Source organism: Christensenella intestinihominis (assembly GCF_001678845.1).
GTDB lineage: Bacteria > Bacillota > Clostridia > Christensenellales > Christensenellaceae > Christensenella > Christensenella intestinihominis.
Genome location: NZ_MAIQ01000007.1, coordinates 30,738 through 55,748, shown reverse-complemented (window position 1 = coordinate 55,748; position 25,011 = coordinate 30,738). Strand labels below are relative to the sequence as shown.

General features: G+C 53.0%; 27 protein-coding genes. 7 read left to right on the top strand and 20 right to left on the bottom strand.

Features of this window, described 5'->3' with window-relative positions:
- Positions 1 to 42: 42 nt before the first annotated feature.
- From BBD38_RS10165 to BBD38_RS10095, 15 genes are all read right to left on the bottom strand, one after another.
- On the bottom strand, positions 43 to 1,041 hold the full coding sequence (locus BBD38_RS10165; RefSeq protein ID WP_172807816.1) for an ABC transporter permease: 999 nt from the start codon (positions 1,039 to 1,041) through the stop codon (positions 43 to 45).
- The gene (locus BBD38_RS10160; RefSeq protein ID WP_066687782.1) at positions 1,034 to 2,533 is read right to left on the bottom strand and encodes a sugar ABC transporter ATP-binding protein; all 1,500 of its coding nucleotides are present in this window, start codon (positions 2,531 to 2,533) and stop codon (positions 1,034 to 1,036) included. Before BBD38_RS10160 ends, BBD38_RS10165 begins: the two co-directional genes overlap by 8 nt.
- 55 nt (positions 2,534 to 2,588) lie before the next feature.
- Complete coding sequence (locus tag BBD38_RS10155; protein WP_066687781.1) at positions 2,589 to 3,629, bottom strand: sugar ABC transporter substrate-binding protein; 1,041 nt, start codon at positions 3,627 to 3,629, stop codon at positions 2,589 to 2,591.
- Positions 3,630 to 3,691: 62 nt separating this feature from the next.
- Positions 3,692 to 5,083: a rhamnulokinase gene (locus BBD38_RS10150; protein WP_066687779.1), complete on the bottom strand. Its 1,392-nt coding sequence runs from the start codon at positions 5,081 to 5,083 to the stop codon at positions 3,692 to 3,694.
- 5 nt (positions 5,084 to 5,088) lie between these two features.
- Positions 5,089 to 5,703, bottom strand: a complete 615-nt coding sequence (locus tag BBD38_RS10145) for a class II aldolase/adducin family protein (protein WP_066687776.1) — start codon at positions 5,701 to 5,703, stop codon at positions 5,089 to 5,091.
- Between the two features lie 18 nt (positions 5,704 to 5,721).
- On the bottom strand, positions 5,722 to 6,276 hold the full coding sequence (locus BBD38_RS10140; RefSeq protein ID WP_066687773.1) for a BMC domain-containing protein: 555 nt from the start codon (positions 6,274 to 6,276) through the stop codon (positions 5,722 to 5,724).
- Entirely contained in the window at positions 6,273 to 6,551 is a 279-nt protein-coding gene (locus tag BBD38_RS10135) for a EutN/CcmL family microcompartment protein (RefSeq protein ID WP_066687771.1), read from the bottom strand. The genes BBD38_RS10140 and BBD38_RS10135 overlap by 4 nt, the downstream gene beginning before the upstream one ends.
- 20 nt (positions 6,552 to 6,571) lie before the next feature.
- Positions 6,572 to 6,850, bottom strand: coding sequence for a BMC domain-containing protein (locus BBD38_RS10130; protein WP_066687769.1), 279 nt, complete (start codon positions 6,848 to 6,850; stop codon positions 6,572 to 6,574).
- 18 nt (positions 6,851 to 6,868) lie between these two features.
- On the bottom strand, positions 6,869 to 7,225 hold the full coding sequence (locus BBD38_RS10125) for a BMC domain-containing protein (RefSeq protein WP_407919651.1): 357 nt from the start codon (positions 7,223 to 7,225) through the stop codon (positions 6,869 to 6,871).
- Positions 7,195 to 7,554, bottom strand: coding sequence for a BMC domain-containing protein (locus tag BBD38_RS10120; protein ID WP_082989608.1), 360 nt, complete (start codon positions 7,552 to 7,554; stop codon positions 7,195 to 7,197). The genes BBD38_RS10125 and BBD38_RS10120 overlap by 31 nt, the downstream gene beginning before the upstream one ends.
- A gap of 4 nt (positions 7,555 to 7,558) precedes the next feature.
- The gene (locus BBD38_RS15085; RefSeq protein WP_082989607.1) at positions 7,559 to 8,167 is read right to left on the bottom strand and encodes a BMC domain-containing protein; all 609 of its coding nucleotides are present in this window, start codon (positions 8,165 to 8,167) and stop codon (positions 7,559 to 7,561) included.
- Between the two features lie 385 nt (positions 8,168 to 8,552).
- Complete coding sequence (locus BBD38_RS10110) at positions 8,553 to 8,954, bottom strand: TIGR04076 family protein (protein WP_066687761.1); 402 nt, start codon at positions 8,952 to 8,954, stop codon at positions 8,553 to 8,555.
- Positions 8,955 to 9,214: 260 nt separating this feature from the next.
- Positions 9,215 to 10,501, bottom strand: a complete 1,287-nt coding sequence (locus tag BBD38_RS10105) for a class II aldolase/adducin family protein (protein WP_066687755.1) — start codon at positions 10,499 to 10,501, stop codon at positions 9,215 to 9,217.
- Positions 10,502 to 10,581: 80 nt separating this feature from the next.
- Positions 10,582 to 11,739 carry a lactaldehyde reductase gene (fucO, locus tag BBD38_RS10100; protein WP_066687753.1) on the bottom strand — a complete coding sequence of 386 codons (1,158 nt, stop codon included), beginning with the start codon at positions 11,737 to 11,739 and terminating at the stop codon, positions 10,582 to 10,584.
- 246 nt (positions 11,740 to 11,985) lie between these two features.
- A complete protein-coding gene (locus BBD38_RS10095; protein WP_066687751.1) occupies positions 11,986 to 13,272 on the bottom strand; it encodes a PHP domain-containing protein in 1,287 nt (428 codons plus the stop codon).
- A 194-nt stretch (positions 13,273 to 13,466) separates the two neighbouring features.
- Between BBD38_RS10095 and BBD38_RS10090 the strand changes: the two genes are divergently transcribed.
- Together BBD38_RS10090 and BBD38_RS10085 are read left to right on the top strand one after the other, a co-directional pair.
- Positions 13,467 to 14,576, top strand: a complete 1,110-nt coding sequence (locus tag BBD38_RS10090; protein ID WP_066687749.1) for a class II aldolase/adducin family protein — start codon at positions 13,467 to 13,469, stop codon at positions 14,574 to 14,576.
- Positions 14,577 to 14,740: 164 nt separating this feature from the next.
- Positions 14,741 to 15,934: an ATP-binding protein gene (locus BBD38_RS10085; protein WP_066687746.1), complete on the top strand. Its 1,194-nt coding sequence runs from the start codon at positions 14,741 to 14,743 to the stop codon at positions 15,932 to 15,934.
- 76 nt (positions 15,935 to 16,010) lie between these two features.
- Here the strand turns inward: BBD38_RS10085 and BBD38_RS10080 are convergent, their stop codons facing one another.
- Positions 16,011 to 16,919, bottom strand: a complete 909-nt coding sequence (locus BBD38_RS10080) for a radical SAM protein (RefSeq protein WP_066687743.1) — start codon at positions 16,917 to 16,919, stop codon at positions 16,011 to 16,013.
- Positions 16,920 to 17,076: 157 nt separating this feature from the next.
- Here BBD38_RS10080 and BBD38_RS10075 point away from each other — a divergent pair, with 157 nt between their 5' ends.
- The 4 genes from BBD38_RS10075 to BBD38_RS10060 all read left to right on the top strand — a co-directional run bounded on the left by BBD38_RS10075 (position 17,077) and on the right by BBD38_RS10060 (position 20,941).
- Positions 17,077 to 17,916 (top strand): chemotaxis protein CheW, encoded by an 840-nt coding sequence (locus BBD38_RS10075; RefSeq protein ID WP_066687736.1) that lies wholly within the window; start codon positions 17,077 to 17,079, stop codon positions 17,914 to 17,916.
- Positions 17,917 to 18,100: 184 nt separating this feature from the next.
- The gene (locus BBD38_RS10070; protein WP_066687733.1) at positions 18,101 to 19,597 is read left to right on the top strand and encodes a sodium-dependent transporter; all 1,497 of its coding nucleotides are present in this window, start codon (positions 18,101 to 18,103) and stop codon (positions 19,595 to 19,597) included.
- The gene (locus BBD38_RS10065; RefSeq protein WP_066687730.1) at positions 19,594 to 20,100 is read left to right on the top strand and encodes a DUF6560 family protein; all 507 of its coding nucleotides are present in this window, start codon (positions 19,594 to 19,596) and stop codon (positions 20,098 to 20,100) included. The genes BBD38_RS10070 and BBD38_RS10065 overlap by 4 nt, the downstream gene beginning before the upstream one ends.
- 55 nt (positions 20,101 to 20,155) lie before the next feature.
- Positions 20,156 to 20,941: an SDR family NAD(P)-dependent oxidoreductase gene (locus BBD38_RS10060; protein WP_066687721.1), complete on the top strand. Its 786-nt coding sequence runs from the start codon at positions 20,156 to 20,158 to the stop codon at positions 20,939 to 20,941.
- A gap of 68 nt (positions 20,942 to 21,009) precedes the next feature.
- Here BBD38_RS10060 and BBD38_RS10055 read toward each other — a convergent pair whose 3' ends face one another.
- From BBD38_RS10055 to BBD38_RS10040, 4 genes are all read right to left on the bottom strand, one after another.
- Complete coding sequence (locus tag BBD38_RS10055; protein ID WP_066687718.1) at positions 21,010 to 22,554, bottom strand: M56 family metallopeptidase; 1,545 nt, start codon at positions 22,552 to 22,554, stop codon at positions 21,010 to 21,012.
- Positions 22,555 to 22,559: 5 nt separating this feature from the next.
- Positions 22,560 to 22,937, bottom strand: a complete 378-nt coding sequence (locus BBD38_RS10050) for a BlaI/MecI/CopY family transcriptional regulator (RefSeq protein WP_066687715.1) — start codon at positions 22,935 to 22,937, stop codon at positions 22,560 to 22,562.
- A gap of 174 nt (positions 22,938 to 23,111) precedes the next feature.
- Positions 23,112 to 23,651, bottom strand: a complete 540-nt coding sequence (locus BBD38_RS10045; protein ID WP_066687713.1) for a DUF2812 domain-containing protein — start codon at positions 23,649 to 23,651, stop codon at positions 23,112 to 23,114.
- Complete coding sequence (locus BBD38_RS10040) at positions 23,648 to 23,965, bottom strand: PadR family transcriptional regulator (protein WP_066687711.1); 318 nt, start codon at positions 23,963 to 23,965, stop codon at positions 23,648 to 23,650. The genes BBD38_RS10045 and BBD38_RS10040 overlap by 4 nt, the downstream gene beginning before the upstream one ends.
- Positions 23,966 to 24,172: 207 nt before the next feature.
- On the opposite strand from BBD38_RS10040, the gene BBD38_RS10035 reads away from it, so the two are divergent.
- Positions 24,173 to 25,003, top strand: coding sequence for an RNA polymerase sigma factor (locus tag BBD38_RS10035; protein ID WP_066687708.1), 831 nt, complete (start codon positions 24,173 to 24,175; stop codon positions 25,001 to 25,003).
- Positions 25,004 to 25,011 lie beyond the last annotated feature (8 nt).

Genomic DNA, 25,011 nt, shown 5'->3' with positions numbered 1-25,011 from the left:
CATGAAGGCTTTTCCAGGCGGCCTTAAGGCCGCCCTTTCCTCTTACTGCTTATTGCTTTTTTTGCGTTTTTCGCGCGTCATCAGCGACTGCAGCACCACCGCAATCACCAGCACAATCCCCTGCACCATCATTTGATAGAAGGAATCCACGTTAAGCTGTACTAGCCCGTTGTTGAGGATTCCCACAAAGATACACCCGACCACTACGCCCGGCAGGCGCCCGATCCCGCCTGAAAGCGCCGTGCCCCCGAGTACGCAGGCCGTAAACACGTCAAACAGGTAGGTGCCGCCTACTTGCGCAGAGCCCGCGTTTGTACGCGCGGCGACGATCAATCCTCCCAAGGAGGAGAACAGGCCGCCCAGGATATATACAAGAACCTGAATCCTGTTGACGCGTATCCCGGAAAGGCGCGCCGACTCCTTGTTGCCGCCAAGCGCATAACAATAGGTGCCGAATTTGGAATATTTCATGAACAGCGACATGAAAATGTAGAGCGCAGCCAAAATGATTACGGGAATTGGAATCGGCCCCAAATATCCCCTGCCAAGTTCCACAAAGCTTTCCGGGAAATTGGAAATCGGCGTTGCCTGTGTAACGACATATCCCGCTCCCTGGCAAATCTGCATCGTTCCGAGTGTCACGATGAAGGACGGAAGGTTCAGGTAGGTTGAAAGCGTGCCGTTTAAAAGGCCCGCCAGGAGTCCAACGCACATTCCGGCCGTAATAGAGAGCGGCATCGGCACATTCATGTCAATGGTCAGCTTCGCCACCACGATGCCGGTGAGCGCCGCAACATACCCGACCGAGATATCCATCCCGCCCGTCAATATAACCATAAAGCCGCCAATGGCGATAATCCCTACAATCGATACCTGGCGTATGATATTCAGTATGTTTTCCGCGTTAAGGAACGCCGGGGATGCAATCGAAAGGAATATTATCAGCGCCACCAGGGCAATATACAATCCCGCTTCCTGTTTGGATGTCGCATACCAGTTTTTGATTGAATTTAGTGCTTTAGACTGACTACCATTACTCATGACTACTTCCCCCCATCGCATATTGCATAATGACCTCTTGTCCCGCTTCTTCCTTGGTAAGCTCCGCCACAATGCGCCCGTCGCGTACAACAAGTACCCGGTCGCTCAGCTTAAGAACCTCCAGCAGCTCCGAGGAAACCACAATAATACTCTTTCCTTCTTTTACCATTTCATCCAGTATCGCATGGATTTCTTCTTTTGCGCCCACGTCCACACCGCGCGTCGGCTCGTCAACCAACAACACCTTGGGGTCGGCGCTCACGCATTTGCTGACGACGATCTTCTGCTGGTTTCCGCCGCTGAACAGCTTTGCCTTCCGCAGCACGTCCGGCGGGCTGATTTCAAATTTTTTGACCGCTTCATACGCTCTTTGCCTTACCTTTTTATAGGAAATCATACCGGCTTTATTCGTCGTCTTGAACAGGCTTGCGCACGCATTGTTATATTCCATCGTCATTTCCATCATCAGCCCTTCGGATTTCCGTTCCTCGGGCACCAGCGCGATACCTGCCTGGTACGCGTCATAGGGCGAGTCGATTTCTACCCGTTCCCCTTCGATCCATATTTCACCGGAATCCTTCCTGTCCGCACCGAATACGGCCCGTATGATCTCGCTCCTGCCCGCTCCGGCAAGACCGGCGAAGCCTAAAATTTCACCGCGTTTCAGGTTGAAATTGATATCATGGAGTTTTCCTTCCACGTTCAGGTCCTTCACTTCCAGAACCACTTCATCCGTCGCGATCGATTCCCTTGGCACGCTTTTTACCTCGCGGCCGACCACCATCTTAATCAGCGTTTTTTCATCGAGGTTTTCCCGTTCCTCCGTGCCGATATATTGCCCGTCGCGCAGCACCGACACGCGGTCCGCCAGCTCGAATACCTCTTCGAAAATATGCGTGATATAAATGATACCCACGCCCTGCTCCTTCAGGGCGTTTACAACCTGGTAGAGGTTTGCCCGTTCCTGCTGCGCAAGCGCCGCCGTCGGTTCGTCCAGTATCACCACCTTGGGATTCGTGCTGATAACCTTGGCAATTTCCACCATCTGCTGCTCGGCAAAGGACAGCATCTGCATCTTTTTGGTAACGTCGATGTCAAACTCGAGCCGTTTAAGGCTCTCCTGCGCTTTTTGTATGGAATATTTTTTATCGATTATATGCAAAAATTTCTTTGTTTTTTCCTGCCCCAGCATAAAATTGGTCGCAACGTCCAGCCACGGTACGATGTTCAGTTCCTGGTGCACCACGCTGATTCCCGCCTCCACCGCATCGGCCGGGCTTTTGACGTCGATTTTCCGGTCGCCCATAAATATCTCGCCTTCATCCGCGCGGAATACACCCGAAACAATCTTTATGAATGTGGACTTACCCGCGCCGTTCTCTCCCAGAAGGGCGTGTATTTCCCCACTTTTTACATCAAGGGATACGTCGTCAAGAGCCTTTACGCCGGGAAATGATTTGCTGATATTTTTAACGCTCAATATCGTTCCCATATGCTTATCTCCTTTTGGCTGCGGGAGGCCCGCAGGCCTCCCGCAATATTCAAGACTATTCTTCTTTCATCAACTCTTCTACCGTCGTCTTGTCACACAGCTCGAACGGCACCTTGATCTCATATTCAAACTCTTCCCCATTGACCGCTTTGAGCGCCATATCAACGGCAGTATCCGCCATCACGCGCGGCGGCAGATGCATGGTGACCTTAAACATCGATCCGTCCGCCTGGATTAATTCCATAACGTCCGGGTTGGTATAAAACGCGCACGCCACCGCGTCGTCCTGCGTCATCCCGCGCGACTCCATCGCCGCCACTCCGCCAAGGGTGCACTCGACATTCGCGCCCCACAGCATATTAATATCATCGTTTGCGGACAGGATGTTTTCCGTGACGGTCATGCCCTTTTCCGTTTCCGCCTGGCCGTTCATGATTACCGCCTTCACATTTTCTTCCCCAAGCTCGCCCTTCAGTCCTTCCAGGAAGCCGTTTTCCGCATCGAGGCACGGCTGTTCCGCCGGATAGGAGAGTACGGCGACGTTTGCTTTTCCATCAAAATGTTCTTTCGCGTAATCTGCCGCCCATTTTCCTTCCAGCTTGCCCGTTTCATAGGTTTCAATTCCAACAAGTCCGGAGGCAACGTGGTTTCCGTCCCCGTCAACAACGTCAAGGTCGCTTAAAATCACGCGTACGCCCGCGTTTTCCGCTTCCTTAATAACAACGCCCACTCCACCCGGGTCCACCGGGCAAAGGATAATCGCGTCGCAGCCCTGGGCGATCATGTCCTCCATGAGGTTCACCTGTTTTGCGGCGTCGAATTTACTATCCGCGGAGATTACCTCGAAGCCCTTTTCCTCGGCCAGCTTTTCAATCTCATCAACCCAGGATACCCAGTACGTGTGCCCAAGGTTGAAAACCGGGACGCCAATTTTAATTTTTCCATCGCCGTTGGTGTCCTCTACCGCGGCAATACTTTCCTTGGCGGATTCTTCAGGAGCCCCGCTGTCCTGAGTCCCCGCAGGCGCGCACGCAAACAGCATACCCGCCAGCATAACCACAACTACAACAAACGCAAACCGCTTCATTTTCCTCATCAAATTTTCCTCCTTGTTATTTGATTGTAGAATTGTAATCAGGTCTTTCCTTATATGAAGTTTTAAAATTCAAGAATTTTTGTCGAACCACGCAGCAGGCTTGCCGCTTCCGACCTGTTCAAAAGTTCTTTTTGCCGGATCAATTGGGTGCAAATGTTGCCGATCGCCGTCGCTTCCACGGGACCCGCGTACAGTCTGAGTCCTGTTTTTCTTTTTATCTCATTGCAAAGGTAGGCGCTGTTCGCGCCGCCGCCCAGTACGTAAATACAATCGAATTCCCTGTCGTTAAGGATGCGGACAATATCTTTTACCGTCCTCGCTGCGGTATTTGCAATCCCGTTCAATATTGCCGCATAGATTTGCGCCCTTCCGTCAGGCTTCGGCTGCCCCGTGCGTTCCATATATGCCAGGATTTTTTCCTGCATTCCGCCGGGCCTGGTAAATTCCGGGCTGTCCGGATCGATATATCCCCCGTAACGGGCTTCCTTTGCTCCCCGTTCCAGGAACCCGTAATCCATTTCCCAGCCTTCCGTTTTCCATTCCCGCGCACACTCCTGCACAATAAACAGTCCATTGGAATACCTCAGGAAATTGATCTCCCCGTCAAAGCCGTTCTCATTGCTGAGCCCCGCTTCAAAAGCCTCCCGGGTAATCACAGGCTCTTGCAGGAAGCAGCCGGTCATAACCCAGCTCCCCGTGCTCACGTAGAGGGCCTTCCCTGCATGGCAGGCGGGCACCGCCATAAGGGCCGAAGATGTATCGTGCCCGCAAATTCGCATCACCGGAATTTTCCCGCCCCCCTCGGGGACCCCCGTCATTCCCAGGATATCGTTTCGCTCCGCTGTCTGCGGCAATATGTCGGGAAGCCCGAGCCGCTCCATGATCTCCATGTTCCAATCGTCCCGCGCAAGGCTGTACATTCCGGACGGGCTGGCTAAGGTATTGTCAAAGGTCGCCTCCCCGGTAAGCAGATAACAGATCAGGTTGGCCATCAGCTGGATCGTCCGCGTCTTATTGAACCAGTCCGGCGCATATTTTTTCCAATAGCACAGGTGCACAAGCGGACAGATATCTTCTATTATGGTGCCGTTGCTTTCAAAAAGCTCATACTCTGAAATGGTGGAAAATACTTCTTCCGCAAATTCCTGGACCTGCGGGTCGCGGTAGGTCCGCGGCAGGAACAGGAGCCTCCCGTTCCCGTCCAGCATTCCGAAATCCGCGCCCCATGTGTCGATTCCCACCGAATCTATGTTTTCCGCACATCCGATCGATTCCACCGCGAACCGGTGCATCGTCCCGATATCCCAGAAAAGGTTCCCCTTCACGTGCACCAACTCGTTCCCACGGCGCAGCAGCTCCCGGCATTCAAGCCGGCCGCCGTCAAAATTCCCTTCTATGCTCCGCATACTGCCGGCGCCGTAATCAAGCGCCAGCACTTTTTTTGCCGCTGCCATCGCTTTTACAAAAGCTTTTGGAATAAACCGACCATCGCATTGACCTCCGCGTTGTCAAGAAGCGTAAACGCCTCGTCGAGGTCCTTTGCCGCAATCACGATACCGTGATTAGGAATCAGCGCGCCAACCGCCCGTTCCGGGATTTCACTGCGCCGGTTGTAAAAGTGCGCGATCACCTCTTTTGCGAGTTCAGGAGACGTACCCGCAACCTCTTTGACGCATTCCATCGGGCCGCCCGCAAAATATTCAAAATTTTCCGTGTAGACGTCCAGTCTTTTTTTCGCCGCCGCGTAAACAAGGCAATACCTCGGATGGGCATGCAGCACCGCGCCGACCTCGGGAATCGCTTCGTAAATGCCAAGATGCATCATGCTTTCGCGCGTCATCATGGTCGGGTCGTTCTCCACAACCTCCAATGTATTTTCGTCGAGCGCAATCAAATCATCCGGCTGGAGCTGCCACCGTAATTTCTCTCCCGCCATCATCGGCGTGACATAAATCAGTCCGTTATGCCGCACGCTGATATTCCCGCCGCCCGCGTCGGTGAGCTGCCTGTCGAACATCAGCCGTCCTGTATTGATGATTTTGCACCTCATATAATCATTGCCAAAATTGCACATAACCTTACCTCCAGAATATTAAGTCCCAAATAATGTTTTACATGTCTGCTCATGCGGATTTGTCACAACCGTGCCTGCTATAAACTTATTCCGCGCCCTGCACAGCAGGGAGGCTTTTTCCACCGCGGCGGCGGCTTCCGCAATACCGCCGCAAAGGATTACGATCCCTTTGCCGCCGATTCCATTCGCCAGCCGCAATTCCCGTATCCATACGCCGGATGTCTTTACCGCCTCATCCGCGGCATAGACTGCGCTTGCCGCGTCCGGCGTCTCGATTATGCCCAGCGCATCGGTGTTCGCCCCTTCCGGCCGGCGTTCCAGGATTCCGTTGCTCAGGTTTCCGATCACCACCGAGTCCCTCAATACCGGAAGATGCTTTGCGCGCAGCATATGGACCGCGCCATAAACCTCCGCATACCTTCCGCCAAAAACCAGCAGGTAACCCCCCGGGCATATCATCCCCGCACGCAGCAGGCGAATATCGTTATTTTTCACTGCATGGTCGAGGCCCGCGATTCCTTCGGCAATGCTTTGGAATTCGGCAATCCCGACCGCAACCCCCAAATTTTTCATGTCGCGTCCCCAAGCACGGATTCCGGTTCGTCAATAATGCCCACGATGGCCGCGTCTACCGGCGCGCTTTCCCGGCCGGTTCCGATGCGGGCCGCGCTCCCGAACGCCACGAGCACGACCTCGCCTTCCCCCGCTCCCACGCTGTCGATCGCCACAGCATAACGCCCGGTAAGCTGCCCGTTTTCAATCATCTGCACGACCAGCAGCTTGCAGCCCGTCAGCTTTTCATTTTTCTTCGTCGCCACGACATATTGGACAACCTTGCCAAGCTGCATAACGGCACTTCCCTTCTAACTTATTTGATTACGGGGAGTATTTTTTCCACATCGCCGTGCGGACGCGGAATTACATGCACAGCTACAAGCTCGCCAAGTGTCCCGACCGCTCCTGCGCCTGCTTCCGTAGCCGCCTTTACCGCCCCGACGTCGCCGCGTACCATCACCGATACGTAGCCCGAACCAATTTTGTCCACGCCGATAAGCTCTACATTTGCCGCTTTCACCATCGCGTCCGCCGCCTCGATCAGCGCCGTAAGCCCTCTGGTTTCAATGATTCCCAGTGCTTCTTTCGTCATGATTTTTTCCTCCGTTTTTTATCCGATTTCTTCCACTTTAATTTCTGCCGCCTGGCTCCCGGGCAATATTTTTTCCACATCCGCATGCGGACTGGGAATAATATGCGCGGCAACAAGTTCGCCGAGGCCGTTTACCGCTGCCGAGCCTGCTTCTACAGCCGCCTTTACCGCGCCTACATCGCCCGTTACCATTACGGTCACATAGCCCGAACCGATTTTTTCCATTCCCGCAAGCTTCACATTCGCCGCTTTCACCATCGCGTCCGCGACCTCGACCAACGCCGTAAGCCCCCGCGTTTCTACCATACCCAACGCTTCCTTCGCCATTTTTTCGCTCTCCTTTCTTATCCTGAAATAATTTTTACGATCTCGAATACCACATCCTCCGGCCGCGGCATCACGTGCGCCGCATAAAGCTCGCCCAGTCTCCGCGCCGTTTCGCCTCCGGCTTTTACCGCCTCCCGGACCGCGTCCACTTTCCCCGTAACAACTGTATAAATCAGGGCGTTTCCTATCTTTTGGGTCCCGATCACTTCAACATCCGCCGTTTTCACCATGCTGTCAGCCGCTTCAATTGCCGCCGTAATCCCCCGGCATTCCACAATTCCAAGCGCATCCCCCGTCTTTGCCTCCGGCGTCTTCTTCCGTTCGGCGGCGGATGTTCCTGCCCTTCCAACGCTGGTGGTCCTTTTTTTCTTTGCCATCTTCTCAGTCACTCTTCAAGTTGGTGTATTGGATCATTGGGTAAATCCCCTCCGACGGAAGCGCATTCACGTTTGAGGAAATCACGTCCCCAACCTCACGCGCCGCCAAAAGCCCGGCGTCCACCGCGCTTTTGACCGCATCCGGAATTCCCGCCAATTTCAAGGCCACGATCAGGCCTATGCCTTCTTCCCCCTTCGTACGTTCCATGCCTACCAGCCGCACATCCGCCGCTTTTACCGCCGCATCTGCGGCTGTCATTGCACATACGAAGCCATAAACCTCAATGATGCCGCAGGCTTCCCGTCCAAAGGTAATTTGTTTCCCGCGGTAGGAATTATCGAGATACATGCGCGTCTGCGAGTCGGGATTCGCCATAATCCGATACGCAATCACTTCGCCTGTTTGCTCCGCCGCGGCCGCTCCTGCCTGCACCGCCGCCGAAACCGCGCTTGTATTTCCTTCCACCACGATCGTCACAAGGCCGCCGCCCATATCCTTTTTTACATCGATCAGCAGCGTATCCGCCGCTTTCATCATTGTATCCGTTACCGTAATACTCGATGCAAGCCCCCGTACTTCGAGCAATCCAAGAGCGTTTCCCATTCCCGTCATACTCCTTCAAGATTCCTGTCCTGCCAAAAGTCCCGGCTTGTCCCCGCTGTTTCATGGCCGGTAATCCCCAATAAGCTTCATTGCAGCGCGGCAGGGTCCCGTACTGCCCGCATTGGGTAAGTTTCCCATGCTTTTTGTATATATTGTTTTAAAATCCGTTTCGTTTTCGCTGCTAAAAAGTTATTGAATTGCAACCGAATCTTTTTGTATAATAATTTGTAAAGATACGAATTTTTGAAACATGGAACCTGCCCGACGATGCGGATTTTCCTTCGCGCCTTGCCGCCCGATACCGCATATCGTATGTCGGGGGACACTCGATCCAGGCGCTTGTATTAACCGCTGCTGCGTCCCGGCTTTGACAGCCTTTTCGTTCCGATTGTAATTAAACCTCTTCGATGGAAAACGTAACATGGTTATCCGGGTCCGGGCAGCCGAGCCGGATTTTTCCCTTGACCGGTTCCCACCAGAAATCCGCATTGCAGATCATTGCATTGATATAAGGCAGCAGCCCGGAAAAGGCAGGAATGCAAATTCCTTCAGGCGTTTTATCTCCTTCCATATAAAAGGTCTCGCCTTCCGAATGGCGCGCAACGCACGTGCCCTCTACGCGCTCCACCGTGATCTTGAATTTCTTAAGCGGCGGCGGCGTTACCTTCCCAATCAAAGATTTAACCTCTCCGATTGAAGAATCGTCCGCAAATTTAGGAGTATCCGCATTGCGTACCGAGCCCGAACCAATCGCACTTTTTACCAGCTGGTCGAGTTCCGATTTGTTTACTTTCATATCAATGGCCCCCTTGTTTATTTGATACTTGTATCTTACTACTAAGTTATATTTATGTCAATATTATTTTTATAAAATATTTATTCAAACACTAAAAGTTATAATAATATCCATTATTACGGTGTTTTTATGATATTTCTAATTATTTTTCATTAAATTTTTATTTTTAACAACGTTATTATATTAACTAATTGTCGGGAATATATAGAAAAAGGCCCGCTCCCAAAAGGGAACGGGCCTTATCCGGTTATCCTAGCTAACTACAGCTTAAACGCCACCTCGATCTCTTTAACCTCTTCCGGCGTGATGGTGCCCGGTTCGCCGAGCTGCCTGGCCGCGAGTACAGACTTTGCGGAATACTCCAACACCTCGAGCCGGTCAAATACATTGAGGAGCCCGGAACCCGCGATCACCACGCAGTCATTGTCAATGATTTCCACCGGGTTTTTCATGGAAATCGTATCGACCACCTGGTTGTGCTCGAGAAGGTTGGAACCATACGGCAGGCGCTGTACCTGCTTGAGCATAATATAGCTTTCCGGGATCAGCCGCGCGTCAAATTCCGCTCCCGTGACCGCAAACGCCATAATATTGGGCGGATGGGCGATGGCAACGGCATTGATATCCGGATGCTTTTCATAAATCGCCTGGTGCATCTTCACGGCCCGCGAAGGATTTTTGCCCTGCTCCTTACGCCTATTGCGGATATTTACGATATCCTCGGGTTCGAGGTACATCCTGTCCTTATTATAGGGCGTAATGATAAACGAACCGTCGGGCAGCCTGCGCGAAAAGGTCCCCTGGGTGGAGGTGAAGAGCTGCTGGTTATAGGCCCGGCGGATAAATTTGCACATTGCCGAGCGGTAATACCGTTCTGCCGAGCCGTATTCCCCCGGGTAATAATCCTCGAGCTGCGGAAAAGACCGCATATAATACATATTCAGCTCCTCCGGCGTAAGGATACGCGGCTTTCCAAGGGGCGCGGCGTTGATCTCGATGCGCGCGCAATAGTCCAGCGTCTCAAATTTCATGAATGCGTCAAACAGGTTTTGCGCACCCACGACAACGCCGTGGCTCGCCATCATCACGATATCCGAGCCTTCCTCGAATTTCTGCGCAATAAGGTCGCCGAGCTTCTTGGAGCCCGGGAGCGCATAACCCGCCGCCTGCACATTGTTGCAGACATAATTCACGCTTGCGATCATCTCCGTCTGCGGCTTTTTATCAAGCGCGGAATAGGCCACCAGCGCCGGTGGATGCGCGTGCAGCACCGCCTTCAGGTCCGGCCGTTTCTCATACACCATTTTGTGGAACGGCAGCTCCACCGACGGCTTATGCGGGCCGATCACCGTACCGTCCGGCTTTACCTGCATAATATCCTCGCGCGTAAGCGTCCCCTTGTCGATTGATCCGGGCGTGATCCAGATATCGCCGTCCGAATCCTTAATCGAAAGGTTCCCGCCCGAAGTCGTCGTCATACCAAACGCATAAATGCGTTCCATCATCATGCAAATCTGGTCTGCGGGATGCAATAAATGAAAATTCATCAGGATTCTCCTTTTTTATACCGCGGGTGGCTTATTCCCCGCGGAAAGCATTTTGTTTGTTGGCGCGGGCCGCCGTCCCTTCATCCATTAAGCGCCCAGCGGTATACGCCGAGAATGCTTTCTTCCGTCATATCCTTGGGGTTTCCGCCCGTGCATACGTCGCAGAATGCCGATTTTGCGAGCTCTTCAAGGTCTTCCGCCCTCACGCCGATTTCGGCAAGCGTCTGCGGTATCTCCACCGCCCGCGAGAGCGCGCGCACCGCTTCCACCGCCGCCCTGCGGTATTCCTCCCGGCTCATGCCGTCCACATCGGCAACGCCCATCGCCCGGGCGATTTCACGGTATTTTTCCCCTGTCGCGTCCTGGTTATGTTCCATCACATACGGCAGCAGGACCGCATTGGCAACGCCGTGCGGCGTATCGTAAAACGCCCCCAAGGGATGCGCCATGCCGTGCACCACGCCAAGGCCCACATTGGAAAAGCCCATCCCCGCAATATACTGCGCATTCGCCATTTCCTCCCTGGCCTTCATATCGCCGTCCACCGCGTTTTTGAGGTTTTTCGCGATCATCCCGATCGCCTGCAGGTGGAACATATCCGTCATTTCCCACGCGCCCCTGGTAACATATCCCTCGATGGCATGCGTAAGCGCGTCCATCCCGGTGGAAGCCGCAAGCCCGCGCGGCATGGAGGCCGTCATTTCCGGATCGACGATTGCAACCTGCGGAATGTCATGCACATCCACACATACAAATTTCCGTTTTCTTTCCTCATCCGTAATCACATAATTGATCGTCACCTCCGCCGCCGTTCCGGCGGTTGTCGGGATGGCAATCGTCGGCACCGCCTTGTTTCGCGTATTCGCCGTTCCTTCGAGGCTCACAACATCCGCAAACTCCGGATTGCTGATAATAATCCCCACCGCCTTCGCCGTATCGATCGACGAGCCGCCGCCAATGGCGATCAGGTAATCCGCGCCGCTTGCGCAAAACGCGTTCACTCCCCTTTTGACAATTTCCACCGTTGGGTTTGCTTTTACCTGTGAAAAAATATTATATGCCATACCGTTTGCATCGAGGATATCCGTGACTTTCGCGGCAACGCCAAATTTTACCAGATCGGAATCCGTTATAACAAGCGCTTTGCGAAAGCCCCTCCTCCTGATTTCTTCCGGCAGGTTCAGGAGCGCGCCCTGCCCAAAATATGATGTTTCATTCAAAATAATTCTTTGCGCCATATTAAGTTCCTCCTTAATTGGAAATAGAGACCCATAACTCTTGCCTTTGTCCTTATTCTATTCTTTTTATACCTTGTATACAACAGGAAATCCCGCCTAATATTCATTGGGCGGGATAAAAAGTTTTTCGTGTCCTGATCGCCTGTTTTATATTGCCCTGCGGCTTTCCATTTTCCTCCGCGGACCGGCAAACAAAAACAGGGCGGCTGAAAAGCGGCGCCCTGTCCTTCGCATCTATCTTCCGGCTTATTTCCTGTACTTAAGTCCAATTTCCTTAAAATGCGCCACACGATCCTTAAGCTGCGGATACTCCCGTTTCATTTTTTCCGAATAAATGCTTTCCTCCGGGTTGAGCGTCGCCGCATTTTCATGCCCCACAAGCGCCCATGTATTATCCGAAAGGTGCCTGAACGCATCGTCGCGCTGCTTCATGCAAATAAAGCTCTGGCGCGGCTGGTTAATATCTTCCCCGGAAATTTCAAAAAAGTCGAGCTCCCTGCATTTGTCCATCACGCGCGCAAGCTGTTCCATTGTGTTGCGCGACGGCATATAGGAAAGCGCTTCAAAGCCAAGCTCCTTCACATAAGGGAAGAGGTCGTCGAGGAATTCGTCCTCAAATTTCTGCGCCTTTTTATCGCCGGTCGGCGATTCGGCCACATCCCCAAGATAACAATAGGTGGGAATCACTCCCAGGGTGCGGGCATAGTCCACCACTTTTTTCACCGGGAAGCTGTCTTCCCCCTGCGCGATAAAGAACCTCGGCACAAGCTCCGATTTCAGGACGTTCAGCACGTCGTATTCATAGGCAAAAAATTCCGTATCTTCGAGCATCTTTTTTACGTTCGGCTTAAGGCCGATTCCCATGTCGTTCTCAAGGAAACGAATCAGTTTTTCTCCCCTGCCATACTTCTCAATCAGCTTTTTCGTGAGTCCGAATAATATGTGGCGCTCCGTGACGCTTCCCCCGTCGTGCGCCATGGAAAGAGGCTCCACATCCGCTTCAAAATCAAGCACGAGGCCGTAGGGCTCCATGATTTCATTGAGCTTTTCCACTTGTTTCCGGTTCCGTTCGTTGCGTTTTATGCGTATCTGCGCAAGCAGCCCGTCCATCGCGTCGATCTGGTTATGCGGCAGTCCGTGCAGGGCAATATAGGCCACCGTCGGCTCGTCGGGGTTGTTCAGCGTACGCCCTTTAAAGGGGGTGTCCGCAAAGCTCACGCGTACTTCACAGCCGATTGTCGTGGTAATCCCCATAATTTCTCCCGCCTCGATAAATTCCCGCGCCCCGCTGATCGAATCATGGTCGATGATTCCCACCGTGCATAGTCCGCTCATATAAGCGTGATAGACCGCCGCCGCCGGCGAATAGGGCGAAAAGGAATACGTCGTATGGACGTGGTTATTGGTGTCTGCCGTACGCAGGGGCTCTTCAATTTCTCCCGCGTTAAGCAATGCGCGCAGGCCGCGCAGCGCTTCAAGCCGGTTTTCTTTTTCCGGGGCGTTCAATTCCTGTAGCAGTGTTTCCTTGTTCATTGGTTTTTCCTCCCTGTTTCGCGGTTCCTCAACATTTTGTTATTTTTTCACATTATTTTTTGTTGAAAAGCACAAAAGAATCACATATAATCAAGAAGTAGTGTGCAATTTGTTCAAATTATTTTTACTATACCATGTTTACTATGATTTTCAAAGGAAAATCTGAATAAAATTCAGGAAAAGAGGGAGCGAAATTGAATCTTACGGAACTGGTAAAACTTTCAAATGACTACGGCAGCAATGAGGACTATGTTCTCGCCGGCGGCGGCAATACTTCCCTGAAAGATGACAGCGAAATGTATATCAAGGGCTCGGGCACAACGCTTGCAACCATAACGGCGGACGGCTTTGTGGGGATGGACCGTGCAAAACTCAATGCCATGATGACGGCGGATTACCCGCAGGGCGACAAGGAACGCGAAGCGGCTTCGCTCGCGGACATGATGGCCGCACGGCTCCCCGGCTTTGAAGATAAACGGCCGAGCGTGGAGACCACGCTGCACAACCTGTTTCCCTTCCGGCTGATTTTGCACGTGCACCCCGCCCTGGTAAACGGGCTCACCTGCGGGCAGGACGGAGAAAAAATCGCGGCGGAGCTTCTGCCCGGGGAACACGTGTGGATTCCGCTTTCCCGTCCCGGCTATGTGCTTTCCCTTCTCTGCCGGGAAAAGCTTTCGGAATATAAGGCGGCGCAGGGCAAGGAAGCACAAATCCTGCTGCTCCAGAACCACGGTATTTTCATTGCGGCCGATACGCGCGAAGAAATCGACGCGCTGATGGAGCATGTAATGGAACGCTTACGCAGCAGGCTCGGCCGTACGCCGGATTTTTCGGCAGCGTCCTGTGATGCAGGTAAGGCGGAATCCCTGAAGCGGGAGCTGGCGGCGCTCTATTCCCCAAACGGAAAAGCCGACCTTTTATGCAATCAGGAAATTCTTTCCCTCGTGGCCTCAAGGCATGCGTTTTCGCCTCTTTCCGCGGCATTCACGCCCGACCATATCGTCTATTGCAAAGCGGAATTCCTGTACACGGAATCCCCGGAGCTTATGGATGTAAAATTCAAGGAATTCACGGATAAAACCGGCTATGCGCCCAAGGTTGTCTGCGTAAAAGGGTTCGGCGCTTTTATCCTCGGCGATACGGATAAGGATGTGTCGACCTCTAAAATGCTGTTCCTCGACGCGGTCAAAATTGCAGTTTATTCGGAAAGCTTCGGCGGACCGCTGCACATGACTCCTGAACTCATTGATTTTATTGCCAACTGGGAAATGGAGGCATACCGCCAGAAGGTAAACAAGGAATAAATAATGGGTAACAGGTAATAAGCGGCCGCGTTTCGCGGCGGATCATAGATTGGCAAAACAGAAAAAGAGGCGCTTCAGGAATTTTACCCCGGGCCGCCTCTTTTTGATTTTGGACGAAAAGCGCGGTATAATAAACGGGTATTTTAACAGAGAAGGACAAAGCAATGGAAAATTTACAGCAACTGGTATTAAAACTTCGCTCGCTCGTCTTATTCCGCGGGCTTCTGGAAGACCCTGCCATACAAAGGTTCATCACGCTTGCGGAGACGGCCGAGCAGGGCGATCCGCAAAAATGCGTGGAAGCCTATTCAGATTTCTGCGCACAGCTTTTCAAATTCAAGGTTAATTTCAGCGATTACATTTTAAATGCGGTTCTGGAAAGCGAAAACCTGTATGCCCTGAAAAAAGGCCGTGGGGAAAAGCTGGAGCCCCAGCTTGAAAGGTGCCTCAAAAACGAGCTTTCCGTTCTGCAGGAGCTTTCGGAGGTCTCCGCCGCACAGGCCAAACGGCTGGTCCCATATGACGGTTTCCTGCCCGACTGGGAAACGGCAAAGCATGATTTTTCCGCCGTATACAAGGACCGCATGGCGCACATCGGCACATGCGGCTACGGTCCGTTCGCAAAATACCATTTCTTTACAGTCGCGGACGGCAAGCTCGTCCCGGTAAAGTACCCGGATGAAACGCGGCTTTCCCAGCTTTCCGGCTATGAATACGAACGCGGATGCGTGGTCAAAAACACGCTCGCCCTGCTTGAAGGCAAGCCTGCCGCCAACGCGCTCCTCTATGGGGACAGCGGCACCGGAAAATCCTCCACTGTAAAAGCGGTGGTAAACGAATTTGCAGACCGGGGGCTGCGGCTGGTGGAGATTGATAAAAAGCAGCTTCGGGCGATTCCCGCGCTGGTGGGCAGCCTGGGAAAAAATCCGCTGAAATTTATTTTGTTTATCGACGACCTTTCCTTTACCCGGGACGACGACGATTTCGGGGCGCTCAAAGCGATTTTGGAAGGCTCCGTTTCCGCGCGCACGAAAAACCTTGCAGTTTATGCGACGAGCAACCGCCGTCACCTGGTACGCGAGACATTTTCCGACCGGGAGGGCGACGAGGTGCACGCAAACGATACGGTGCAGCAGCTGACTTCCCTCTCCGACCGATTCGGGCTTACGATCACATTCTCCCGGCCCAACCGGGAGCAGTACCTTAGCATCGTCGACCACCTTGCGGAACTTTACGGGGTCGGGATGGAGCGCGAAGAGCTGCACCGGCAGGCGGAAATTTATGCGCTCGAACGCGGCGGACGTTCACCGCGGGTGGCGAAGCAATTTTTGGAACAGGTGCAGTCAATCGGCGTATAGGAAGCATGAGCCCGGCGCGAAACATGCGTATTTACAGTTATAAAAAAACCGCTCAACAGAGCGGTTTTTCATTTTTCTATCCCGGGCGCACGCCGGTGCAATCAAAGGGCGGGATGAAGCTTTCGTCCGCCGCTTTTCCTTCCTGGAGAAAACCGTTTTCCACGCCAAGGGCGATTGCATAATTCACGAGCGCTTCATATTCTTCGGGGGTAACGGGCCTGCGCAATTCCGGCGGAAGGCATTCCGCATGCACAGGGGTATACTGGCTCATCAGGCTCAGCCATATCCCGTCTTCATGGGTTTCATAAAGATAACGGACCGCCGCTTTCGCGTCTTCGAGGCAGCCGGGCAGGAGCAAAAGCCGCACAATCACGCCCCGCCGCATCAGGTCTTTTTCGTCAAATTCCGCCTTCCCCGCCTGGCGCGTCATTTCATGCAGGGCGCGCTTCGCCGCACGCGGATAATCCGGCGCGTTCGAATAACGCTGCGCAAGGGCGCTGTCCATGTATTTAAAATCCGTCAGGTAAATATCGACGAGCCCGTCAAGGAGCCGGAGCGCTTCCACGCTTTCATAGCCCGAGCAATTGTATACGACAGGAAGGGAAAGGCCGCGCCCTTTGGCACGGGTAAGCGCATCTATGATGTGCGGGACATAGTGGGTGGGCGTAACGAGGTTGATGTTAGCCGCGCCCTGCCCCTGCAATTCCAAAAAAATGTCCGCAAGCCGCCCTGCGGTAATCTCTGCCCCGGCCCGTCCATCGCTGATTTCGGCATTCTGGCAATAAACGCAATGAAGCGGACAATGGGAAAAAAAGACCGTGCCCGAACCGACGGTACCCGAAATACACGGTTCCTCCCAGAAATGGAGCGCCGCGCGCGCCACGAAAAGCCGCGCGTCCGCCCCGCAGATTCCCTTTTCCCCCGCCGTCCTGTCTGCCCCGCAGGCATGCGGGCACAGGCGGCAGTGTTTCAGCAATGGTTCCATAGCAGTATTATAACATGCAAGGGCCAAAACAGCACCTTACGTCAGGAATTGAACCCGCCGGAAAAATTTTTTTGTTTTGTTGTGTTTTCCGTATATAGCGTCTATAATGAGTTATAACGAATTAAAAAGTCTTTAAAGTTTGCAGAAAGGAGACGGTATGGAAACAAACAGTGAAAGCAGGTTATGGGTCACGTTTAAGCTGAATAACGCAGATTACTGCATTACCAGCGAATATGTCGATTCCATCGTAATTCCTGAAAAAATTACGAAAATACCTGGAACCCCGCCTCACTGGATGGGCGTCATGAACTACAAGCAGCAGACGATTCCCGTAATCGAGATGCGCACGTTATTCAGGATGATGAACCTTGCGGAATATGTGGACCAATTTGCGGAAATGAAGCAGATGCATCTGGATTGGATCAAGGCGCTCGAGGAATCCGTGGAAAACCGCGTTACTTTTACAAAAGCCGTCGATCCCCACAAATGTAAATTCGGCATGTGGTATGATAATTTCCATACGGATAATATCAGCCTGAACTTTGTCCTGAAAAAAATCGAGGCGCCGCACGCGACGATTCACCTCTGCGGCGGCCAGGTGAACCAACTGATTGCAAAAAAAGACTGGGAAAACGCCGCGAAAAAATTGGAAGAAGCGAAACGAATCTGCTATAACGAGGTCATTCCGCTGCTCGACCAGTTGATCGATACCTATAAGGAAGTCAACCGCGGCGTTGTGATCGTGCTCAACCGCGGCGACAAATCCGTCGGCATTATGGTCGATGAAATTACAACGCTGATCGCCTGTTCCAAAACGGAATTGCAGGATATTCCTTCGGGAATGGATTGCAGCGAATATGTTGACGACATCGTTCTTTACGACCAAAAAACGATGATGGGCGTGAGTGCGGAACGTATTTTAGCCCTTGCCTCTGCGGCGCCCGGAAGTGAAACGGAAGCGGATTTCTTTGACGAGATCAAGTCTGCGGCCATCTGAACTTTTCATAGCCCGCAACAAAAAAATAAAACAAAACTGACCCGGTGGGCCCAAGCGCCGATATTTCCAAAACGGAACCGGGTTTTTTTGTGCCCTTTTTGCTTTTTCCAGGGAAAAAAACGCCGGTCTATGATATAATGGTGCTATTCATTTGAACTTATCATAAATAATAGGAGAAAGATTTATGAAACGGGAAACTTGGGGGTCTCGCTCTAACTTTATTTTCGCGGCAATCGGGTCTGCGGTGGGCCTTGGGAACGCATGGCGGTTCGCCGGGCAGGTATACCAGAACGGCGGCGGCGCATTTTTGCTGCCGTATATTATTGCGATCTTTGCTATCGGCATCCCGGTGCTGATGATGGAACTGGCCATCGGTAAAAAATACCGTTTGGGCGCGCCTTCCGCATTTGCGGCCATGAACAAAAAATTTGAATGGATCGGCTGGGCCGGCGTGATTATCGCCTTTATTGTCGCCGCATATTATTCGACGCTGGTCGCGTGGGTCGTGAATTACATTTTCGCTTCCTTTACGATGGCCTGGGGCGGCGACCCCGCCGGATATTTCAACAACACCGTGCTCCATCTGTCGGAAAGCCCCGGACACCTCGGCGGATTTTCCCTGCCCGTGCTGATCGGCCTTTTGATTACATGGCTGGTCGTTATTTTTGCGATGCGCAAGGGCGTGGAAAAAATGGCAAAGCTTGTAAAATGGATTGTTATTATCCCGGTGGTGATCCTGATTGTCATGTGCGTCCAGGCGGTGAGCATGCCCGGCGCGGCGGAGGGAATCCGCTATTACATTACGCCGGACTGGTCGGCGCTCGGCGACTTTGACGTGTGGCGCGCGGCCTTCGGGCAGGTCGCCTACAGCATGAGCATCCTTTTTGCGCTCATGATTACATATGGCAGCTTCCTTGAAAAAGGAAGCGATATTCCCAAGGACAGCATTGTGATCGGCCTTTCGGATATGGGAATCAGCCTGCTTGCCAGATTTGTGGTGTTCTCCACGCTCGGCTATCTCTCGTTCCAGAGCGGCGTGCCCATCGATGAAATGAATTATCAGGGCGTGATGCTGGCGTTCGTAACCTATCCGCAGGCGCTTTCCGTATTCCCGGGCGGGCAGGTTGTGGGGATTGTCTTTTCCCTGCTGTTTTTCATCATGCTGTTTGCGCTTGCCATCGACTCCCTGTTCTCCATTGTGCAGGCGGTTTCAACCGCATTTTCGGATAAATTCAAGCTTCCCCCGCGCAAGGCGCTGTACATTACGTGCGCCGCGTGCGCCGCGCTTGCGCTGTTGTTTGCGACCAATGCGGGGCTCTACTGGCTGGATATTGTCGACCACTTTGTAAACGACGGCAACCTCCTGTTTATGGGTATTTTTGAGACGATTGCCGTGGCATGGCTGTTTGGCATCGGCAAGCTGCGCGACTTTATCAATTCCACTACGACCATCAAAATCGGCAGGTGGTGGAACGTGCTGCTGAAATACATTTGCCCTGCGGCGTTCCTTGTGCTTGCCGCAAGCTTCCTGTACTCCAACATCAGGACACCATACGCCGGATATGACCAACAATATTTGTTTATTGGCGGCTGGGTGCTGGTGATCGTTACCTTTGTGCTCGCGCTTGTCATCCCCAAGATGACGGGCCGTAAAAAAGAAACGGGTAAAGCGGCTTCATGATAACGGTCCTGCAAGTCATCCTTGCCGCCGTATTGATTGCGGTGGCAGTCAATTTTGTCCTATATGCGGGGAAGAATGAGCGCGTGCTGGCAATTGATGCGCATCAGGATTTTACGGTGCGTCATCCGCGCGTATTCGTATGGCTTGCGGTTGTGTTTTTCTGTTTTCTTTGCTGTGTCTTTTTACTCCTGCTGATCTGGCACAGCCTTGACTGGATCAGCATTGTTTTGCTGGCGGTGCTGGCCGCTTGCGGCGTTTATGTACTGCTTCTGGCGCTTGTATGGCGCATCAGGGTGTTGGAGGAATATATTGTCACATACAGTGTGTTTGGTGTGAAAAAACAGGTTTATTATAAAGACATCAGGCGCGCCGTTGTGACGAAAAAGCTTTTCTTTATGGAAACGGCGCTTAAAAAATACAGGTTCAGCGCAAATGTAGTTTACCGCGAGGAATTTTTGCTTCGCCTGCGCGAAAACCATGTGGACATCGAGCGGTATTTCTAATCATCCCACGGATTCACGGGAGCCTAGCCGCCGATGGGCGGAAGGGGGTTTTCCCATGGAATTCAATGATAAAAAAATCGTAATCACCGGCGCTTCATCGGGCATTGGCTTCGAGCTTTTAAAGAGGCTTGCGGCTGTGCCGGGAACGCAGGTTGCCGGAGTGGCGCGTCATACGGACGCGATCAGCGGGCTGGGGCTGGCAAATGTGACCGCCCTTGCCTATGATATGTCCGGCCCCGGGCAGATCGACGAGATGCTTGCCGAGGCCATGCGCCTTTTGGGACGGATCGACGTATTTTTTGCCAACGCGGGGTTTGCGTATTACGGCGAAGCGGCGCAGGAAGACTGGACGAAGGCGCAGGACATTTTTGCAGTGAACACCTTTGCGCCTATCTATACCCTGCAAAAGCTGGTCGCGCTGCAAAAGGGCGCGCCCTTCCACTATGTGGTGACGGACTCCGCGCTTGCGAAAGCGGCGATTCCGGGGTTTGCGTATTACTCCGCGACAAAATACGCGCTTGACGGCTTCTTTGAGGCCTACCGCTACGAGCAGCCGGACAATATAACGCTTTCCGTTGTTTACCCGGTGGCGACCAAAACAAACTTTTTCAAACGTGCGGCAGGCGGAGCGCCCCTGCCCTTTCCCACGCAAACGCCTGAGAAGGTTGCTCGGGCGGTTATCAAAGGGGTGCGCAGGGAGAAAAGGAAAATTTATCCGTTCGCAAGCTTTGGGTTCTTCAACTGGCTGTGGAATTTCCTCCCTTTTTTAAAGACCGGATACCTTGCGCTCGAAAACAACAAATTCCAAAAGTGGCGGAAACGGCAGGAAAACAAGACTTGAGGCAGCAAAAAACGGCATGCACGCATGCCGTTTTTTTTATGAAAGAAACCGGCCCGTCGTAACCGCCGTTAAAGCCCGACCGTCTTTCCTTCCCCCATATAGTCCTGCGCCGTATAGGGCGAGCTCTTGGCTATGACCATGATGTCGATCCGCCGGTTCTGCGCGCGGCCCTCCTCCGTAGCGTTCGTGTCCATCGGGTCAAGTTCGCCCATCCCAAGCACTTTGATTTTTGATTGGTCAAGCTCAAATTCCTCCGCAAGGAAGGAGGCGACGCGCCGGGCCTGCGCCGCGGAAAGCTCCATATTATTGTTATAGTCCGCGGAAGTGGCAGGCGTACTATCCGTATAACCCCTTACCAGGATTTCTTTGGTGGCGGGCATATATTCTTTAATGATTCCGCCTATCTTCGTTAGGGTGTTTCCGGCATTTTCATCCCGCAGCTCCGCACTGCCTTTATCAAAAAGCCCGTCCGCAGGAAGATAGATGATATTGTTATAGTCCGCGCCAAACGAGCCGCAGGAGAAATTCTCCTCCCGCATTAATTCCTTGACGTCATGATACATTTTTGAGAGCGGAACGGTTGCACTTAAAAGCTGTTCCTCCGCTTCCGCGGCGGAGACGGGGTAACAGGCCGTTGTGAAGCAGCAGACGCCGAGAACGGCAACCAATACCAGGGACACGGCCTTTGCGGAAGCCTTGCTTTTCGCGGAATAAATACTTTGGATACGCTGCCGCATATTCCTCTTTCCGGAATGCGCCAGCCCCATCATAAGCTTGGTTTGCGGCCGTTCGGTGGAAAGATATACCAACGTCCGGGCGTAGCTGTTTTTGGTTTCGGGCAACAGCCCCTGCGCGACAGAATAATCGCACGCGCCTTCCATATCCGCAACCAGGCAACCGCCCGCAAGCCATACGACGGGATTGAACCAGTAGATTGCAGACAATATCTGCCAGACCAACAGCAAAATATGGTCTCCCCGTTTGTAATGCGTCAGCTCGTGAAGGAGCGCAAAATACAATTGTTCGTCGCTCATGGCGGAAACCTTCCGGGCTGGCAGTAATATTCGGGGGCATCCCGCGACCGTAAGGGCCGGGGAGGGTAAATCGTCCATCAAAACCACATCCGGTTTTTTGCGGATTCCCAGTTCTGCCATGCAGCGCCCGAGTATGCGGGATATTTTTCCGTCCATTTCTTTGGGAGGGCGCTGGCTTTGCCGTTTCAGCCGGTGGCCCGCAGCCGCAAGGACAACGCAGCAGACCCCGGCGCCGCCCAGCCAGGCCAGCACAAATATTTGCTGCCAGGTTGCCCGGAAGGGAACCGCCGCTTTCGTTTCCGCACCCGCCGCTTCCGCCCCGGGCCCTGCTGCCGGAATTACCTCCATTGACATACCTTGCACCTGCACCTCCCCCTGTCCCGGAGGCAATATGACAAAGTGCAGGCCACTGTCAAACGTCACCGGGAGGCAAAGCCTCACAACCAACACGAGCCAGAGAGCCGCCCGGAATACCGGAGACAGCTTGCCCCGAAGCAGCGTCCGGAGCAGCATAATAACAAGGAACACCAGCGCGGCATAAAACGTTATCTCCAGGAGGGTTGATACGATATGGTTCATCTGATTTACCTCGATTTCAGTTCATCAATGAGTTCCAGAAGCTCGTCCTTATCCTGATCGGTCAGCCCGGCATCTTTAATCATATGGATCAGCAATTTCTTAGTGCCTACTTTAGCCATACGCTCGCTTATGCTATTGCTTTCCGCCTGTACGCAATCGTCAATGCTTACCGCCGGGTAGTAAAGGCGCCGTTTTCCACGCTCTTTATAGGTCAGGATTCCCTTATCGCAAAGGCGGCTGATATAGGTAGCGACAGTGGAATAACTCCAATTCGTTTCCTTGCCGATTTTTCCCGCAATTTCAGAAATCATCAGCGGTTCGTCATCCCATAGCGCAGACATAACCGTCCATTCCGCCGCCGAAAGCGATTTTACCTTATCCATTGGTTGTTCCTCCTGGCTTATTTACTACAATTGTAGCAATCGAAATTCGCATTGTCAATATAAATACTACATAATGTATATTTAATGATTCGATTTGCGAAACGTATAAAAATGGAGCTGTCCCGGGATAAAACCGGGACAGCTCCTTATGGTTTCGTGCGGCTGCGGGTATATTCACTCCGTCCGCTTTCGGTACATCTTTCGCAGGAACACCCCGAGGGCCGCTGCCATCACGGCAAAAATCGCAACCGGGATAACGAAATCCACCCAATCTGTAAAGCTGTCGGGGACGGCGAAGCGGGCGATGACAACCGCCGCAATGCCCGCGAGCATGACCACAAGCAGAATACGCAGCACATTGATCACATTCATGTTCCGCTTTTCAAGGCTCGCCGTGTCGGTAAACGCCTCGGGCCGTTCGCCCGTATATTCCCTGCGCCAGATGTATTCGCTTGCCATCTTGCCGACAAATTCCCAGCCAAACGCCTCGTAAGTCGCCATGTAATCCTTTTTGGGAAACGCGTTCAGGTCCATGACATACCTGTATTGTTTGGGCTCCGTTTTGTGGAACACCATACGGAAGGAACTCCTTTGTTTGATTTTATCCACGTTCCAGCCCTGCGCGGCCATATCTTCCATATAGCGCTCCCAATCCGAGGGCGCGGCATATTTGTACGGCGTCCACCAGACTGCCTTCACATTCTTATTTTTCATAGCAATTCCTCCGCTGCTTCAAAAAGGTCCCTGATCCGCTGCGCCTCCGCTTGCAGGATGTGCATGCCGAGCGCAGTAACCTGATACTTTTTCTGCCTGCCTTCCTCGCCCGCCGCGGCAATCAGCCCGTCGCCCGCAAGCTTGGAAATACTTTGATACATGGTTCCCGCCCCGATCTTTACCCGTCCCTTCGTGATCTCTTCCACGTGCAGCATCACGGCGTAACCGTGGCGCTTTTCACGCAGGGAGAGCAGGATATAGAACATGGTTTCGCTCATGGGCAGATACCGTTTTTCCGCTTTTTTTACATCCATGCCGCCCCTCCTTTATATCGCGTTAAACTATATCACGTTATGATATATTTATCATATATCACATCGTGATATATGTCAAGCGGATTTGGAAAATTTAAGTTGCGGGGAGAGCCGATCCAATGTATATTGAAAAAACAGCATTTTTTTGTCACACGCGGCGCTTTTTTCCGTCTAAACAGGTAAAGACGTCTTTAAGGAGGACAAAATATGGATACAAAAACAGACGCGCTCGTCTCGCGGGCGCTCGAAGGCGACAGGGATGCGCTCGAGGCGCTGCTGGCCGAGGTACAGGACACCGTTTTTAATCTTTCGCTGCGCATGCTGGGCACGCCCGCGGACGCGGAGGACGCGAGCCAGGATATCCTGGTGCGCGTGATGACGAACCTCGCCTCCTTCCGCAGGGAAAGCAGCTTTTCCACATGGGTGTACCGGATCGCGGTCAATTTCCTCATCGACTACAAAAAATCAATGTTCGCCCACGCGCCGCTGAACTTTGATTTTTACGGCGCGGATATCGCATCGGTGCAGGACGCCCCGTACACGGGAAGCGCCGATGCGGAGCTGCTTGCCGAGGAGCTCAAATTTTCGTGCACGAACGTGATGCTGCAATGCCTTTCCCCGGAGGACCGCTGCATCTTCATATTGGGTACGATGTTCCGCGTGGACAGCCGGATCGCAGGCGAGGCGCTGGGCATTTCCGCGGCGAATTACCGCCAGAAGCTCTCGCGCATCCGCAAGCGGATGTCCGCTTTTCTCGCGCAATACTGCGGGCTTTCGGGCACTGGGATGTGCAGCTGCAAACGGCGCGCGGGCCATGCGGTAAAGCAGGGGCGCATCGACCCCGAAAAACCGGCATATACCGCGCTCGAGACGCTCGACAGCGGGCTGCTCGCATCGTGCAAGGACGAAATGGAGGCGATGGACGACAGCGCGGCAATATTCGCTTCCTTCCCCGCTTACCGCTCCCCCATGAGCGCGCGGCAGTTCCTGCGCGAGCTTTTGGATTCCAGGGGCATGGACGCGATCCGCGCGTTTTAGGAGGGCAG

What these genes read in the sequence shown, in the direction of transcription:
- BBD38_RS10065 (WP_066687730.1), top strand. Translation starts at nt 19,594, where the DNA reads ATGATAACGGTCCTGCAAGTCATCCTTGCCGCCGTATTGATTGCGGTG.
- BBD38_RS10045 (WP_066687713.1), bottom strand. Translation starts at nt 23,651, where the DNA reads ATGAAAAATAAGAATGTGAAGGCAGTCTGGTGGACGCCGTACAAATAT.
- BBD38_RS10155 (WP_066687781.1), bottom strand. Translation starts at nt 3,629, where the DNA reads ATGAGGAAAATGAAGCGGTTTGCGTTTGTTGTAGTTGTGGTTATGCTG.
- BBD38_RS10075 (WP_066687736.1), top strand. Translation starts at nt 17,077, where the DNA reads ATGGAAACAAACAGTGAAAGCAGGTTATGGGTCACGTTTAAGCTGAAT.
- BBD38_RS15085 (WP_082989607.1), bottom strand. Translation starts at nt 8,167, where the DNA reads ATGACGGGAATGGGAAACGCTCTTGGATTGCTCGAAGTACGGGGGCTT.
- BBD38_RS10110 (WP_066687761.1), bottom strand. Translation starts at nt 8,954, where the DNA reads ATGAAAGTAAACAAATCGGAACTCGACCAGCTGGTAAAAAGTGCGATT.
- fucO (WP_066687753.1), bottom strand. Translation starts at nt 11,739, where the DNA reads ATGGCGCAAAGAATTATTTTGAATGAAACATCATATTTTGGGCAGGGC.
- BBD38_RS10085 (WP_066687746.1), top strand. Translation starts at nt 14,741, where the DNA reads ATGGAAAATTTACAGCAACTGGTATTAAAACTTCGCTCGCTCGTCTTA.
- BBD38_RS10160 (WP_066687782.1), bottom strand. Translation starts at nt 2,533, where the DNA reads ATGGGAACGATATTGAGCGTTAAAAATATCAGCAAATCATTTCCCGGC.
- BBD38_RS10035 (WP_066687708.1), top strand. Translation starts at nt 24,173, where the DNA reads ATGGATACAAAAACAGACGCGCTCGTCTCGCGGGCGCTCGAAGGCGAC.
- BBD38_RS10060 (WP_066687721.1), top strand. Translation starts at nt 20,156, where the DNA reads ATGGAATTCAATGATAAAAAAATCGTAATCACCGGCGCTTCATCGGGC.
- BBD38_RS10070 (WP_066687733.1), top strand. Translation starts at nt 18,101, where the DNA reads ATGAAACGGGAAACTTGGGGGTCTCGCTCTAACTTTATTTTCGCGGCA.
- BBD38_RS10050 (WP_066687715.1), bottom strand. Translation starts at nt 22,937, where the DNA reads ATGGATAAGGTAAAATCGCTTTCGGCGGCGGAATGGACGGTTATGTCT.
- BBD38_RS10105 (WP_066687755.1), bottom strand. Translation starts at nt 10,501, where the DNA reads ATGAATTTTCATTTATTGCATCCCGCAGACCAGATTTGCATGATGATG.
- BBD38_RS10135 (WP_066687771.1), bottom strand. Translation starts at nt 6,551, where the DNA reads ATGCAGCTTGGCAAGGTTGTCCAATATGTCGTGGCGACGAAGAAAAAT.
- BBD38_RS10145 (WP_066687776.1), bottom strand. Translation starts at nt 5,703, where the DNA reads ATGTGCAATTTTGGCAATGATTATATGAGGTGCAAAATCATCAATACA.
- BBD38_RS10120 (WP_082989608.1), bottom strand. Translation starts at nt 7,554, where the DNA reads ATGGCAAAGAAAAAAAGGACCACCAGCGTTGGAAGGGCAGGAACATCC.
- BBD38_RS10130 (WP_066687769.1), bottom strand. Translation starts at nt 6,850, where the DNA reads ATGACGAAAGAAGCACTGGGAATCATTGAAACCAGAGGGCTTACGGCG.
- BBD38_RS10140 (WP_066687773.1), bottom strand. Translation starts at nt 6,276, where the DNA reads ATGAAAAATTTGGGGGTTGCGGTCGGGATTGCCGAATTCCAAAGCATT.
- BBD38_RS10095 (WP_066687751.1), bottom strand. Translation starts at nt 13,272, where the DNA reads ATGAACAAGGAAACACTGCTACAGGAATTGAACGCCCCGGAAAAAGAA.
- BBD38_RS10150 (WP_066687779.1), bottom strand. Translation starts at nt 5,083, where the DNA reads ATGGCAGCGGCAAAAAAAGTGCTGGCGCTTGATTACGGCGCCGGCAGT.
- BBD38_RS10165 (WP_172807816.1), bottom strand. Translation starts at nt 1,041, where the DNA reads ATGAGTAATGGTAGTCAGTCTAAAGCACTAAATTCAATCAAAAACTGG.
- BBD38_RS10055 (WP_066687718.1), bottom strand. Translation starts at nt 22,554, where the DNA reads ATGAACCATATCGTATCAACCCTCCTGGAGATAACGTTTTATGCCGCG.
- BBD38_RS10080 (WP_066687743.1), bottom strand. Translation starts at nt 16,919, where the DNA reads ATGGAACCATTGCTGAAACACTGCCGCCTGTGCCCGCATGCCTGCGGG.
- BBD38_RS10040 (WP_066687711.1), bottom strand. Translation starts at nt 23,965, where the DNA reads ATGGATGTAAAAAAAGCGGAAAAACGGTATCTGCCCATGAGCGAAACC.